Below are 14,044 nucleotides of genomic sequence, written 5' to 3' on the forward strand. Positions count from 1 at the left end.
AAAAAGATAGCTGCATATTCCCATTTGTGGCGTAATCAAGATCACATTTTTGTGAATAAAAAAATTTAAATGAAAATATGTTCAAATGTATTGGCTAAGCTGTTAGCGTAGTTATCAATGAATATTTAACATTGATGACGCCGTTTTTGCGTCGAGATACCCAAAGAGCAATGATGAAAGAGAAACCGCTAGTTGCCGTAAAAGAAAAACCCATGTCGTCCAATGATGAATACAAATATCCGGGTAATAGCATGAGTGAAGAGGAACTGCTCGCTCGCATTGCGTGGTTTTATTATCACGATGGCTTAACGCAAGGGGATATTGGCGAACTGCTGGGGCTGACCCGATTGAAGGTCTCCAGATTGCTGGAGAAAGGCCGTCAGTCAGGGGTCATCCGGGTACAGATTAATTCGCGCTATGAAGGGTGTCTGGAACTGGAAAACCAGCTGCAACAGCATTTTGGCCTCAAGCATATCCGCATCCTGCCTTCGCTGGCTGATCTTAGTATCAGTAGCCGATTGGGGATTGGTGCTGCACATTTATTGATGGCGCTGATTCAACCGCAGCAACTTTTGGCGGTGGGTTTTGGTGAAACCACCATGTGCGCGTTGCAGCATTTGAGTGGTTTTATTGCCTCGCAACAGGTTCGGCTGGTGACACTCTCGGGCGGTGTTGGCTCTTATATGACCGGAATTGGTCAGTTGGATGCGGCTTGTCAGGTCAGCATTATTCCAGCGCCACTGCGCGCCTCCAGCGCCAAGGTTGCCGACACTTTCCGACAGGAGAACAGTGTCCGTGATGTGATGCTGGCGGCCTGTGCCGCAGATGTCGCGGTGGTTGGTATTGGCTCGGTGAATCAGCAACGGGAAGCCACCATTTTGCGCTCCGGTTATATCAGTGAAGGCGAGCAGCTCATGTTCAGCCGCAAAGGCGCGGTCGGCGATATCCTCGGCTACTTTATGCAGGCGGATGGTGCGCTGGCCGCCGATATGCAGATTCACCAAGAGTTGATTGGTATTTCACTGGCGGATCTGACCAACATTCCGACAGTCATTGGCGTCGCAGGTGGGGTTGAGAAGTCAGAAGCGATAGTGGCCGCGTTGAAAGGGAGGTATGTGAATGCCCTGGTGACTGATGAGCTGACCGCGCGGGCTATGATTAAATTGATTTGATTGGCTATTTTACTCACCAGCTGCAGTTTACGCGGTGCGCACCTAATGTGGCTGTAGCAATAACACCCATGGTTTTCAGTTATTTTCAGCAGATTTTTTTATGGCAGTAGAGGATAGATTTATTCACGAATTTATATAAAAACTAATCGAAGCAGAGGATCGAATAATGAATCAACTCTCATCGACTGACTACCTGATGGCACTGGATGCCGGTACTGGCAGTGTTCGGGCTGTGATATTTGACCTTAATGGCAATCAGATTGCCGCCGGACAGGCTGAGTGGCTGCATCTGCCGGTGCCCGATGTCCCAGGGTCGATGGAGTTTGATTTAACCACCAACTGGAAGCTCACTTGTCAGTGCATCCGTCAGGCACTGCATCTGGCGGGGTTGCCCGCCAGTGCAATCCGCGCCGTGGCGGCTTGCTCAATGCGCGAGGGCATTGTGCTCTATGACCGCAGCGGCAAGCCTATCTGGGCCTGTGCCAATGTGGATGCGCGTGCCAGCCGTGAAGTTAGCGAGCTGAAAGAGCTGCACGATAACGGTTTTGAGTTCGAGGTGTATCAGTGCTCTGGCCAAACGCTGGCACTGAGCGCGATGCCGAGGCTATTGTGGTTGGCGCACTACCGCCCGGATATCTATCGTCAGGCGGGGACACTGACCATGATTAGCGACTGGCTGGCCAATATGCTCAGTGGCGAACTGGCGGTCGACCCCTCCAATGCCGGCACGACCGGCATGTTGGATTTAGTCACCCGCAACTGGCAACCCAACCTGCTGGAGATGGCGGGGTTACGTGCCGATATTCTCTCGCCGGTCAAAGAGACGGGCACCTTGCTCGGCCATGTCACGGCGCAAGCCGCCGCAGAGTGTGGTTTGTTGGTCGGCACACCGGTGGTGATGGGGGGCGGCGACGTACAGCTTGGCTGTTTAGGCTTGGGGGTGGTGAAACCGGGGCAGACGGCGGTACTGGGTGGCACTTTTTGGCAGCAGGTGGTCAACTTGCCGCAGCCGATTACCGATCCCAATATGAATACGCGGATTAACCCCCATGTCATTCCCGGCATGGTGCAAGCGGAATCCATCAGCTTCTTTACCGGCCTGACCATGCGTTGGTTCCGCGATGCATTTTGCGCGGAAGAGAAGTTACTGGCGCAGCGGCTGGGCATTGATACCTACAGCTTGCTGGAGGATATGGCGGCACGGGTGCCGGCAGGCGCTTACGGCGTGATGCCGATTTTCTCTGATGTGATGCGCTTTAAATCCTGGTATCACGCCGCCCCCTCCTTTATAAATCTCTCCCTCGACCCTGAAAAGTGTAACAAAGCCACCTTATTTCGTGCATTGGAGGAGAATGCCGCCATCGTCTCGGCCTGCAATTTAGCGCAAATTGCCGAATTCTCTGGGGTCAAAGCCTCCTCGCTGGTCTTTGCGGGTGGCGGTTCCAAAGGCAAACTGTGGAGCCAGATTTTGGCTGATGTGACGGGAATTCCGGTTCGTGTGCCAGTGGTTAAAGAGGCCACCGCCTTGGGCTGCGCCATCGCCGCGGGCGTGGGTGTCGGGCTTTATGAGGCGCTGGATACTACCGGTGAGCGGCTGGTGCGCTGGGAGCGGGAGTATACGCCAAACACTGAGCATCAAGCGCTCTATCAGGCGGCAAAAACCAATTGGCAAGCGGTGTATACCGATCAGTTGACACTGGTGGACAGTGGGTTGACGACATCGCTTTGGAAAGCGCCGGGAATTAAATAAACGATTGCCATGCAGTAAACGGCTGATATAGCATTATTACCCCCTTTCGTTGCCGATGATGGCGCATCCGATGATGAATACATCAAACAAGACAGAATCAACTGCCGGGCAACCCACGCCTATTGCTCAGCAAGGGCCACATCACTTGCCGGAAATATTGCGGGAGAAAGGCAATATTCAGCGCATTTTGGTCATAAAGTTACGCCATTTCGGCGATGTTCTCTTAACGACGCCGCTCCTGAGCACACTAAAAGCCAACTACCCACAGGCAAAAATTGATGTGCTACTGTATGGCGGCACGCAAGAGATGCTACGGGAGAACAGCACCGTCAATCATGCGTTTATTGTCGATCGTGGCCTCAAACATGCGGGCTTCACCGCACAAATTAGCGGCGAAAAAGCCCTATTTAGCGCATTGAAAGCAGACCATTATGATCTGATCCTCAACTTATCTGATCAATGGCGTGCCGCCGCCTATTGCCGCTTACTCAAACCGGGTTTCAGTATTGGTTTTCATTACCCGAAACGGGACACCTGGCTATGGCGCTACTGCCACTCCGCCCTGGTTGACATCCCCCATGCCGCAGAACGGCATACGGTGCTCAATAATCTCGATATCCTCGCGCCACTGCAACTGACTGATATCATTACTGATGTCACTATGTCATATGGCCCACAGGATATTGAGCGGGTAAAACAGCTGTGCCAACAGCGCAATATCAACGATTACATCTTGATTCAACCTTCTGCCCGCTGGAAATTCAAAACTTGGGCCAGTGAGTCATTCAGTCAACTGATAAACCATCTCACTGAGCAAGGTGAAACGGTATTGTTAACTGGCGGTAAAGATCAGGCTGAGCTGGACTATATCGCTGAAATCATTGCAGGATGTGCACAACCAGAGCGTGTCATCAATCTATCTGGCCTCTTAGCGCTGCCAGAACTGGCAGTATTGATTGATAACGCGAAGCTATTCATTGGTGTCGATTCAGTAGCAATGCATATGGCCGCCGCCTTACAAACGCCGGCTGTGGTGCTATTTGGCCCCAGCAACCTTAACCAATGGCATCCGTGGCAGGCTCCGCACACCCTGTTGTGGGCCGGACACTACCGCACTTTGCCACAGCCTAATGAGATAGATACCGACACCACCGACCGTTATCTGAACGCCATTCCAGTTAATGAGGTGATAGATGCAGTGGATTCCTGGCGAATTGCCAAAGGAAATTAATGTATCAGCCGTTTTGTTTCCCCCAACCAGCCTGAGCTGAGAGAATTATGACAACTTTATCGCCGGCAAATCCGGTCAATCGTCGCAGTGAGATGCTGTGTAGTGTCGCTGCATTACTGTTGGGTATTGGTATAGCAACTAATAATCAATTGATGAATATTTCATTGGTGCTGATTATTATCTCTCTGATTATCAATAGAAAATCACTTGAAATTAAGTCATTCCTAACCAGCCCGCTGGTCTATCTGCCGGCCGTGATGTTTGCACTGCTAGCGCTATCATTGCTGTATCAAAACAACAGCTATGGCCCTGATATGGTGGAGAAATATAAAAAACTTCTCTATGTATTGCCATTGGCGCTGTTCTTTGTGCACCAGCCCCGGTTGATCAAACTGTTTTGTATCGGGTTTTTGGTCGCTAATGCGGTGATATTGGTCGGAACACTGATGGTCGGGGTGTTACATATTCCGTTGGGCAACGTAGATCCAACCAATCCAACCATCTTTAAGCTGCAAATTACCCAAAACTTCTTTATGGCACTGGCGGCGTTGCTCTGGTTAGCTCTGGCGTTTAAGAGCCAGGGTTGGAAACGCTGGGGTTACGGTCTGCTGGTAGTGGCTGCCAGTTACAGCATCCTGTTCTTAGTTCTGGGCAGAACCGGTTATGTGGCGCTGGTGGTGGGCTTGGGTGTGTGGCTATTCTTCTCACTGGGCAATCGTCAGCGGTTAACCTTAGTGCTGCTCGGCATCGTCGCTTTCGCGGCTTTGGTATTCATCCCCAATAAAGCCACTGACCGTATCGTACAGGGCGTCAATGAAATAAGAGTGTGTGTCGCCGCTTCATCAAGTGATGCCTATGAGGCATGTAGCTCCTCAATGGGGCAGCGCTTTGCGTTTGCGATTGAAGCCAGCCGTTTGTTTAAAGAAGCCCCTATCTTAGGCCACGGTGCGGGCGGATTTTATTATGGCAACCCAGAAAACGGTTATTCAGTTAATAATCCGCACAATGAATATTTGATCGAAACGGTTCATTCAGGTGTGGTTGGTTTACTGATCTTCCTAGCGTGGATTGTCTGTTGTTATCGCGTGATTTGGCAACAAACACCACTGTTGCGCAATGTGCTACTGGCGGTATTAACCAGCTATATGGCATGCAACTTCTTCAACTCATTCCTGTTGGATTCATCAGAGGGTCACCTGTTTATGATCTTCGTGGCGATTCTGGCGGGTTATTCCGTTGCGGGTACGCAACAGGTATCGGATAAGCGGCTGACCGAATAGCGCACACCTCTCGCGAATATAATATGCTAAGTAACGGCTCCCAATGGGAGCCGTTTTTCGTTGTACGGTTATATTTTTTCTACTGCAGATCTAACGTTATCAAAGATTAGTTCATGATAAGACGCCCCTAAAATGAGAGAGATAACTTTAACAAAACTAACAATAGGTATATTTGAGCTAGGGGGTATTGAATGAGATGTAAGTTCACACTAAATCGACATATTTTCTTTACGTTTTGCTTTTTAAAACGAAAAGTGCTGAATGATGGTGTGTTGATAGCCTTGTATTCTTAGTGTTTTCATCAGGATAGCGGTAGAGAGCAATTGTTAAAATTTGAGTGACAATCGCCGATGAAACATAAATGAAGTCTAAATGAAATGAAAATAGTGATTACTTTCATGCAGGCTTAATTGATTTTTTTCACCAGAGCAGTCAGGTGAGAAAGATATAAAAATGGCCTGTTGTCCTATTTGATAAAAATCAAAATAGGGTGTGTCAACACTGTAATTATCTGATTATGGCGCTCAAAAAAAGAGCTAATGGAGGGGCGAAAACGTGAGCGAGTAGAGAGTTTTAATATAAGGCTATTTTATATTTTCAATATAGCTGAATTTTCATTAATTCATTGAAAATAAATGATATTTTTATTTTTCAATCAATAGTAGAGCATTAAGATTAGACCAGCCCTCTATAGAGAGCAAGATAACATGCACACTTATTTCTCCTCTTGTGCTGTTGAATAAACGGACATGCAAGAAATATCTCAAATAGCAGATAGGGGAAACAGATATCTATGCTAGTGGTGTGGCGTTAATACAGTGAATTAAGCTGATGAGTGGTTTTTTGAATAGGTAAAAAGATGATGTGGATCACTATTAAGAAATTTTGATGTATGTAATAATTTTTGCAAACATTTACATATTGAAAGCCTTGGTCTACTTTTCCGACATTGATGCAATAGTTTTAAAGGAAGCTATGATCACTATGTATTTATATTGATAAGTGGGTCCGGGCTAATCTGTTTGTGGGATAAACAGAACTTACATTTAACTTAATTTATCCAACGTCACTGAGATCATCATGGCCAATTCATCTGCGAATAAATTATCTTTACCGGCCCTAACCTCATTAGTGGTTGGGTCAATGATCGGGGCAGGTATATTTTCATTACCGGCGACATTTGGACGAGCTACGGGTGGGTTTGGCGCACTTATTGCGTGGTGTATAGCCGGTGGTGGTATGTTAATGCTGGCTTTTGTTTTTCAAACATTAGCGCAGCGTAAACCTAATCTTGATTCTGGTGTATTCATTTATGCCAAAGAGGGCTTTGGGGATTATCTTGGTTTTGCCTCGGCATTAGGTTTTTGGGCGGGGACCTGTATTGGTAACGTCTCTTATTTCGTTCTTATCAAATCAACGCTAGGGGCATTCTTCCCGATATTTGGTGATGGCAATACCATTCCAGCTGTATTAGTTGCCTCAGTTATTTTATGGGGATTCCATATCCTGATATTGCGGGGTGTTAAAGAAGCGGCGGCCATTAATACCATTGCCACCTTCGCAAAAATAATTCCTATATTCATTTTCGTCATTGTATTGATTTTTGCCTTTAAGGGCGATGTGTTCGCACTGAACTTCTGGGGCGCACCTGATGTGGTCAAAAGTGTGGATCTATCCCACCTGAATGATTATGGCTATGTTGGTCATGCTGCTGCGGTTATGCCGCCAGTTGCTGAACCTGAGTCTCTATTCTCCCAAGTGCGTAGCACCATGTTGGTTACCGTCTTTGTCTTCCTGGGCATCGAAGGGGCGAGCGTCTATTCACGTTATGCCAAAGAACGCAGCCATGTGGGTATTGCAACCGTTTTGGGTTTCATTGGTGTGCTGTGTCTGTTGGTACTGATCACCATGCTCTCTTACGGTGTGCTGTTGCGCCCAGATCTGGCGGCGCTACGTCAGCCATCCATGGCGGGGGTACTGGAAGCTATTGTCGGCCGCTGGGGCGCAATTTTCATCAGTATTGGTCTGATTATCTCGGTGTTGGGGGCTTATTTATCCTGGTCACTGCTGGCAGCAGAAGTGCTGTTCTCAGCGGCTAAGAGTAAAAGTATGCCAAAAGTCTTCGGGACAGAAAACAGCAATGCAGTACCTTCCGCAGCCGTTTGGCTGACCAATATCTTTATTCAAGTGTTCTTAATTCTGACACTGTTTACGGATTATGCTTTCCAATTGGCGTTGGAGTTAACCAGTTCATTAACCCTGATCCCTTATTTGTTGGTCGGGGCTTACGGGTTAAAACTGGCATGGACGGGTGAGACTTACGAAACCAACAAAGTTGGTCACAGAAAAGATTTAATTTTTGCCCTCATTGCGACTCTCTACTCTGCACTGATGATTTACGCAGGTGGCATGAAGTACTTGCTGCTGTCGGCCATTATTTATGGTCCAGGCACCATTTTGTATCTGATTGCCAAACGTGAGCAGCAGCAAAAAGCCTTTAATAGCTACGAAAGAGTACTGTTTATTGTTCTGATTGTTGCTGCGGTCGCTGCGATATATAGCATCGCCACCGGAATTATCACTATATAATTTATTGGAGTTCTTATGTCAGATAAAGCTAAGAAAACTCACGCCAAGACCAAGTTTGGCGTTCACTCTGAAGTCGGGCAGTTGCATAAAGTGATGGTATGCGCCCCCGGTCGCGCCCATAACCGCCTGACCCCCAGTAATTGTGATGAATTATTATTTGATGATGTGTTGTGGGTAGAGAGAGCCAAGCGCGACCACTTCGATTTTATGACCAAAATGCGCGAACGTGGTGTCGATGTGGTCGAGATGCACAATCTACTGGCCGAAACGGTGGCCATTCCGGCAGCGAAAAAATGGATTCTGGATCAGCAAATTGTGCCCAATGAAGTCTCATTAGGCATTTTGCATGAAACCCGCAGCTATCTGGAGAGTTTGGAGCCGCGTGTATTAGCTGAAGTGCTGATTGGTGGGTTATCGACCACAGAGCTGCATAATGACGGCAAATGTGACAAAGAGGAACTTAAGCTGATTCGCGAAGCGGTTGGCATCACTGAATACCTGTTGCCGCCGCTGCCAAACACACTCTACACCCGTGATACTACCTGCTGGATCTATGGCGGCGTCACCTTGAATCCGCTGTATTGGCCAGCGCGTCATGAAGAGACCATCCTGACCACCGCAATCTATAAATTCCACCCTGACTTTGGCGACGCCAATGTGAAAGTTTGGTGGGGTGACCCGACACAGCATCATGGCTCCGCCACATTGGAAGGCGGCGATGTGATGCCAATCGGCAACAAAACGGTATTAATTGGCATGAGTGAGCGCACCTCTCATCAGGCTATCACCCAATTGGCACAATCGCTGTTTAAAAATAGCGAAGGGCAGGTGGAGCGCGTGATGATTGCCGCCATGCCTAAACTGCGTGCCGCCATGCACCTGGATACCGTGTTCACTTTCTGCGATCGCGATGTGGTGACCTTGTATCCGGCGATTGTTAATCAGATTCAAACCTTCTCACTGCGCCCAGACAATGGCCCGACCGGCATTAAGTTAAGCCGCGATAAAGGCACCTTTGTTGAAGCGGTTGCCGGCGCATTGAACCTGAAAAAACTGCGTGTGGTTGAGACGGAAGGTAACGATTACGACACCGAACGTCAGCAGTGGGACAGCGGCAATAACATGGTCGCGCTCTCTCCTGGTGTGGTATTGGCTTATGACCGCAACACCAAAACCAACACTCAGCTACGTAAAGAGGGGGTGGAAGTGATTGAGATTGTGGGTAGTGAATTGGGCCGTGGACGTGGAGGCGGTCACTGCATGACCTGCCCAATCATCCGGGATGCCGTTGATTACTAATGTTTTTATCCCATAGTGTTGCATCGGGCTAGCTGCAACGCCAATGGCTTTGGGCATTAATTGGGTTGATTAGCTCGGTGCTCTTAAAAAATCGCCGATAGTGAGTAGCGTGTAGCGCTATTTTGCTATCGGCGTTTTAATGTTGAAAAGTGATGGGCTGAGATGAAAAGGATTACCGATTGAAATACCTTTATGGCGGGTGTTTTTTGCTGATAGTGACTCTGACTACCCTGTTTGCCTTCCAAAATAGCGGCTCAGTGAACTTATCTTTACTTTACGCGCAAATAACACTACCCATTCCGGTGCTAATTGTGCTGATCTACTTTTTAGGAATGTTTACCGGGGGATTATTAATCACACTGATAAGAGCGCTAGTGCGCCGTATGTCACAGGAAAAAGTGGCGCAGAAAACAGATAAAAAAGTGTGAATAATCAATCTGCGATAATTTTTAAAATCCGACTCAATGAGATCTTATAGTGAAGATAAAAACAGTAGTCACTCTGCTAGTAACGTTTCTACTCGCGGCCTGCGACCGAACTCCCCCTGAAGTCGTAGAGAGTGTACGTCCGGTAAAAATATTTATCGTCGAAGATAGCGGTCAAAATGGGACGCGCTATTTTCCCGCGCGGTTACAAGCTGGCGATGAAACTCAGCTCTCCTTTAAACGCAGTGGGCAGCTGCAACAGCTGCTGGTACGTGAAGGTGAGCAGGTGAAGCGAGGCCAGGTTATCGCCAAACTGAACGACACTGATCTCAACTTACGTGTTCGCGATCGCCAATCGACCTTTAATCTGGCGCGTGATCAATTCAACCGTTTCAATACCTTACAAGGCCAGCGTGCGGTCTCTCGTGCCGAATTAGATGTTCGTCGCGCTGAGATGGAGTCTGCCCGCGCGGGTCTGGAAATTGCGCAAAAAGAGCTGAGTGATGCGACCATCACCGCACCATTTGATGGCATTATCGCCAATGTGAGCGCGCGTAACCATCAGGTCATGGCCCCAGGTCAGGCGGTGGCGACATTGAGTGCGCTGGATACCTTAGATGTGGTGTTCAGTGTGCCGGAGCGCCTGTTTACCACGCTGGACATCAGCAATCGCAACTATAAGCCAACGGTATTACTCAACCATATGCCAGGGCGCGAATTTATTGCTGAATATAAAGAGCATACCACCACCACCAGCTCAGCCTCGCAGACCTTCCAGGTCACTCTGACCATGAAGCGCCCAGCGGATATGCCGCTGCTTTCTGGGATTAGTGGTCGGGTCAGAATCAACTCCGGCACTCTGTCTGGCACCGACCATCCGACCATTGTGGTGCCTGTGGAGGCGGTATTTAACCCTGACAGCGCCCAATTAAATGATGCGCGCGTATGGGTCATCAAGAGTGATGATGGTCAGATGCACGTTGAAGAGCGCAAAGTGCAGGTGGGCCAGTTGACCGAGAACGGTATTCAAGTGACCTCCGGTCTGGCGGATGGCGAACAGATCGTCTCTGCAGGCACCGGTGAGCTTCGGCCAAATCAAGTGGTCCGGGCCTGGGTTCGTGAGCGAGGTCTCTGATGAAAGTTCTTGATAATTTTATCAGTAATAGCACCCGTATCTGGCTAACAATTCTGTTGCTGGGTATTGGCGGTGCTATTGCCTATCTCAATATAGGTAGGCTGGAAGATCCAGCTTTTACCATCAAAACGGCGGTGGTTGTCACCCGCTATGATGGTGCCTCGGCGCAACAAGTTGAGGAAGAGGTCACGCTGCCGCTGGAGAATGCCATTCAGGAGCTATCCTATGTCGATGATGTGACGTCGATTTCCAGTGCTGGCTTATCGCAAATCACCATCAATATTCGCGCACAATACGGCGCGAATGAGTTACCGCAAATCTGGGATGAATTGCGGCGTAAAATCAACGATAACAGTGTGCGCTTACCACCGGGGGCCAGTGCGCCCATGGTCAACGATGACTTTGGCGATGTCTACGGCTTCTTCTTCTCGCTAACCGGTGATGGCTACAGTAATCAGGATCTGCGCAATTTTGCCGAACAGCTGCGCCGTGAACTGGTACTGGTGCCGGGGGTCGGTAAAGTGGGCATCGTGGGGATTCTGCCGGAAGAGGTGCAGGTGGAGATCTCCCGCGCTCAGATGACGGCTGCCGGTATCACGCCACAACAGCTATCCGATTTACTCGCCCGCCAAAACGTGGTGTCCGATGCCGGTCAGCTACAGGTAGGTAGTGAGTCGATACGTTTGCATCCGACTGGTGAATTCCAAAGCGTACAAGAGCTGGGAAATCTATTAGTCAGCCAACCGGGCAGCCCAAAAAGTGTCTATCTGCGCGATATCGCGACAGTAACGCAGGGCTTTGGTCATTCGCCAACCAATATCTATCGTGCTAATGGTAAGCCCGCGCTGGCCTTGGGGATCTCATTTGCTCCAAATGTCAACGTAGTCAATGTGGGTAATGCCATCAAAGCCCGGCTGGCACAGCTCGAAGGTGAGCGCCCGTCAGGTATGCATATCAACGTGTTCTACGACCAATCTCATGAAGTGGAAGGGGCGGTTAACGGCTTTATCCTTAACTTCCTACTGGCGCTGTTGATTGTTGTTGTCACCCTGCTGATTTTCATGGGGGTACGCAGCGGCGTGGTGATAGCCATCTCGCTGGCACTTAACGTACTCGGCACCTTGCTTATTATGTGGCTGTTCAATATCGAGCTACAGCGGGTGTCGCTCGGGGCGTTGATTATCGCGCTAAGTATGTTGGTGGATAACGCCATCGTGGTGGTGGAGGGCGTGGTGGTTGGCCGCCAGCGAGGTGAAAGCCTCTCGACGGCCATCGGCAATGTGGTGAAGCGCTCAATGATGCCGCTGCTTGGGGCGACAGTCATCGCGATTCTCGCCTTTGCACCTATTGGCCTGTCCAATGATGCGACCGGCGAATATTGTAAATCACTATTCCAAGTGCTGCTGATCTCGCTGATGTTGAGCTGGATTACCGCGCTGACACTCACGCCAGTCTTCTCCAAATGGGCATTTCAGGGCCAAAAACCGGCGCAAGAGGAGGCTGACAAACCCGCCAGGCAGCCTTATGATGGCTGGTTATTCCGCTACTACCGCATCATCCTGAATAAATTACTGCAACATCGCAGTATCACCTTGCTGCTGCTGGCGGCACTGTTGGTGGCCTCGGTGGTCGGTTTTGGTAATGTTCGCCAAAGCTTCTTCCCGCCATCGAACACGCCAATCTTCTTCGTGGATATCTGGCTGCCATACGGCACAGATATCGGCTATACCGAAGACGTTGCGGCGAAAGTTGAGCAATACATCAAACAGCAGAAAGGCGTTGAGGACACCATGGCGACCATTGGTCAGGGTGCGATGCGCTTTATGCTGACCTACAACGCCCAGCGCCACTATCCGAACTACGCGCAGGTGATGGTCCGTGCCGAACAGCTGGACCAAATCCCGGGCTTGGTAAGTGAAATCGAATCCTACATGCATGACGAGTACCCGCAGGTTGACGCGCAGATCAAGCGCATCATGTTCGGGCCGTCAAACAATAGCTCTATCGAAGCCCGCTTTATTGGGCCAGATCCCGATGTGCTGCGGACATTGGCAGCCCAAGCGGAGAAAGCGATCATTGCTGATCCGATGGCCGATGGTGCAAGGCATGACTGGCAAGATCGTAGCAAAATGATCCGGCCACAATTCTCCGACTATTTGGGTCGCGAGTTGGGCGTGGATAAACGTGAAGTTGATGGTACGTTGCGCATGAGTTTTGGCGGCCTTCCGGTCGGGTTATACCGTGATGGCACCCGCTTGATGCCGATTGTCCTGCGCACACCAGACTCAGAGCGGCTCAATGCTGAACGGCTCAACGATGTGATGGTGTGGAGTCAGGCGCGACAAGCTTTTATCCCGATCGACAACGTGGTCACCAGTTTTGAAACTGAGTGGGAAGATCCGCTAATTATGCGCCTGGATCGTAAGCGCACACTGACGGTTCAGACCGACCCGACTCAACAGGGGGGCGAAACCTCCTCCGAGCTGCTGCAGCGCATCAAACCAGGCGTTGACGCAATTCAACTGCCACGCGGCTATGAGCTCGAATGGGGCGGTGACTACGAAAGTACCAAAGAAGCACAACGGGGTATTTTTATCAGTTTACCGATCGCATTCCTGATTATGTTTGTGGTGACAGTCTTGATGTTCAGCTCAGTGCGTAACGCGCTGGCTATCTGGCTGACTGTCCCGTTGGCATTAATCGGTGTGACCTTTGGCTTCTTGCTCACCGGTATCCCGTTTGGCTTTATGGCCCTGCTGGGGCTGCTCAGTCTGAGCGGAATGTTGATACGTAACGGCATTGTGCTGGTGGAAGAGATTGGCTTACAGCGGCAGGAAAAACCGCTACGCGAGGCCATTATCGATGCTTCTACCGCCCGTCTGCGACCTATCATGCTGACCGCCTTTACCACGGTACTGGGGCTGGCACCGCTGCTTAGTGATGCTTTCTTCCAAAGTATGGCGGTGGTCATTATGTTTGGTCTGGGCTTCGCAACGGTGCTGACATTGCTGGTGCTGCCAGTGATTTATAGCTCCATGAACCCAGAGCCTAAAGAAAAAACCCATGATGAGCCAGTGAGTGAATAACCGCTAACATCGCGTGAGAGTCTTAAAAAGCTGCCCTTTTATCGGGCAGTTTTTTTTATGGTCGATAGCCACGATAC

At 49.6% G+C, this 14,044-nt stretch carries 9 protein-coding genes; all 9 read left to right on the plus strand.

What is annotated here, in order from left to right; genetic code table 11:
* The first annotated feature begins 173 nt into the window (after positions 1 to 173).
* The 9 genes from lsrR to HRK25_RS09080 all read left to right on the plus strand — a co-directional run bounded on the left by lsrR (position 174) and on the right by HRK25_RS09080 (position 13,967).
* Positions 174 to 1,172 carry a transcriptional regulator LsrR gene (gene lsrR / locus HRK25_RS09040; protein WP_032896410.1) on the plus strand — a complete coding sequence of 333 codons (999 nt, stop codon included), beginning with the start codon at positions 174 to 176 and terminating at the stop codon, positions 1,170 to 1,172.
* A gap of 166 nt (positions 1,173 to 1,338) precedes the next feature.
* Positions 1,339 to 2,922, plus strand: coding sequence for an autoinducer-2 kinase (gene lsrK / locus HRK25_RS09045; protein WP_005270863.1), 1,584 nt, complete (start codon positions 1,339 to 1,341; stop codon positions 2,920 to 2,922).
* 70 nt (positions 2,923 to 2,992) lie between these two features.
* Positions 2,993 to 4,153 (plus strand): putative lipopolysaccharide heptosyltransferase III, encoded by a 1,161-nt coding sequence (rfaQ, locus tag HRK25_RS09050; protein WP_032896408.1) that lies wholly within the window; start codon positions 2,993 to 2,995, stop codon positions 4,151 to 4,153.
* 47 nt (positions 4,154 to 4,200) lie between these two features.
* Positions 4,201 to 5,433: an O-antigen ligase family protein gene (locus tag HRK25_RS09055; RefSeq protein WP_005270857.1), complete on the plus strand. Its 1,233-nt coding sequence runs from the start codon at positions 4,201 to 4,203 to the stop codon at positions 5,431 to 5,433.
* Positions 5,434 to 6,513: 1,080 nt separating this feature from the next.
* Positions 6,514 to 8,022, plus strand: coding sequence for an amino acid permease (locus HRK25_RS09060; protein ID WP_005270855.1), 1,509 nt, complete (start codon positions 6,514 to 6,516; stop codon positions 8,020 to 8,022).
* A 15-nt stretch (positions 8,023 to 8,037) separates the two neighbouring features.
* Positions 8,038 to 9,321: an arginine deiminase gene (arcA, locus tag HRK25_RS09065; RefSeq protein WP_005270853.1), complete on the plus strand. Its 1,284-nt coding sequence runs from the start codon at positions 8,038 to 8,040 to the stop codon at positions 9,319 to 9,321.
* Positions 9,322 to 9,500: 179 nt separating this feature from the next.
* The gene (locus HRK25_RS09070; protein ID WP_032896406.1) at positions 9,501 to 9,749 is read left to right on the plus strand and encodes a lipopolysaccharide assembly protein LapA domain-containing protein; all 249 of its coding nucleotides are present in this window, start codon (positions 9,501 to 9,503) and stop codon (positions 9,747 to 9,749) included.
* A gap of 49 nt (positions 9,750 to 9,798) precedes the next feature.
* Positions 9,799 to 10,881: an efflux RND transporter periplasmic adaptor subunit gene (locus HRK25_RS09075; RefSeq protein ID WP_032896403.1), complete on the plus strand. Its 1,083-nt coding sequence runs from the start codon at positions 9,799 to 9,801 to the stop codon at positions 10,879 to 10,881.
* Positions 10,881 to 13,967 (plus strand): efflux RND transporter permease subunit, encoded by a 3,087-nt coding sequence (locus HRK25_RS09080; RefSeq protein WP_005270851.1) that lies wholly within the window; start codon positions 10,881 to 10,883, stop codon positions 13,965 to 13,967. The genes HRK25_RS09075 and HRK25_RS09080 overlap by 1 nt, the downstream gene beginning before the upstream one ends.
* The last annotated feature ends 77 nt before the right edge of the window (positions 13,968 to 14,044 follow it).

The organism is Yersinia bercovieri ATCC 43970 (assembly GCF_013282745.1).
In the GTDB taxonomy this organism is placed as follows: Bacteria; Pseudomonadota; Gammaproteobacteria; order Enterobacterales; family Enterobacteriaceae; genus Yersinia; species Yersinia bercovieri.

Bases quoted from the DNA above. Each gene is read 5' to 3' on its own strand.
- lsrR (WP_032896410.1), top strand. From the start codon at position 174: ATGAAAGAGAAACCGCTAGTTGCCGTAAAAGAAAAACCCATGTCGTCC.
- lsrK (WP_005270863.1), top strand. From the start codon at position 1,339: ATGAATCAACTCTCATCGACTGACTACCTGATGGCACTGGATGCCGGT.
- arcA (WP_005270853.1), top strand. From the start codon at position 8,038: ATGTCAGATAAAGCTAAGAAAACTCACGCCAAGACCAAGTTTGGCGTT.
- HRK25_RS09060 (WP_005270855.1), top strand. From the start codon at position 6,514: ATGGCCAATTCATCTGCGAATAAATTATCTTTACCGGCCCTAACCTCA.
- HRK25_RS09080 (WP_005270851.1), top strand. From the start codon at position 10,881: ATGAAAGTTCTTGATAATTTTATCAGTAATAGCACCCGTATCTGGCTA.
- rfaQ (WP_032896408.1), top strand. From the start codon at position 2,993: ATGATGAATACATCAAACAAGACAGAATCAACTGCCGGGCAACCCACG.
- HRK25_RS09055 (WP_005270857.1), top strand. From the start codon at position 4,201: ATGACAACTTTATCGCCGGCAAATCCGGTCAATCGTCGCAGTGAGATG.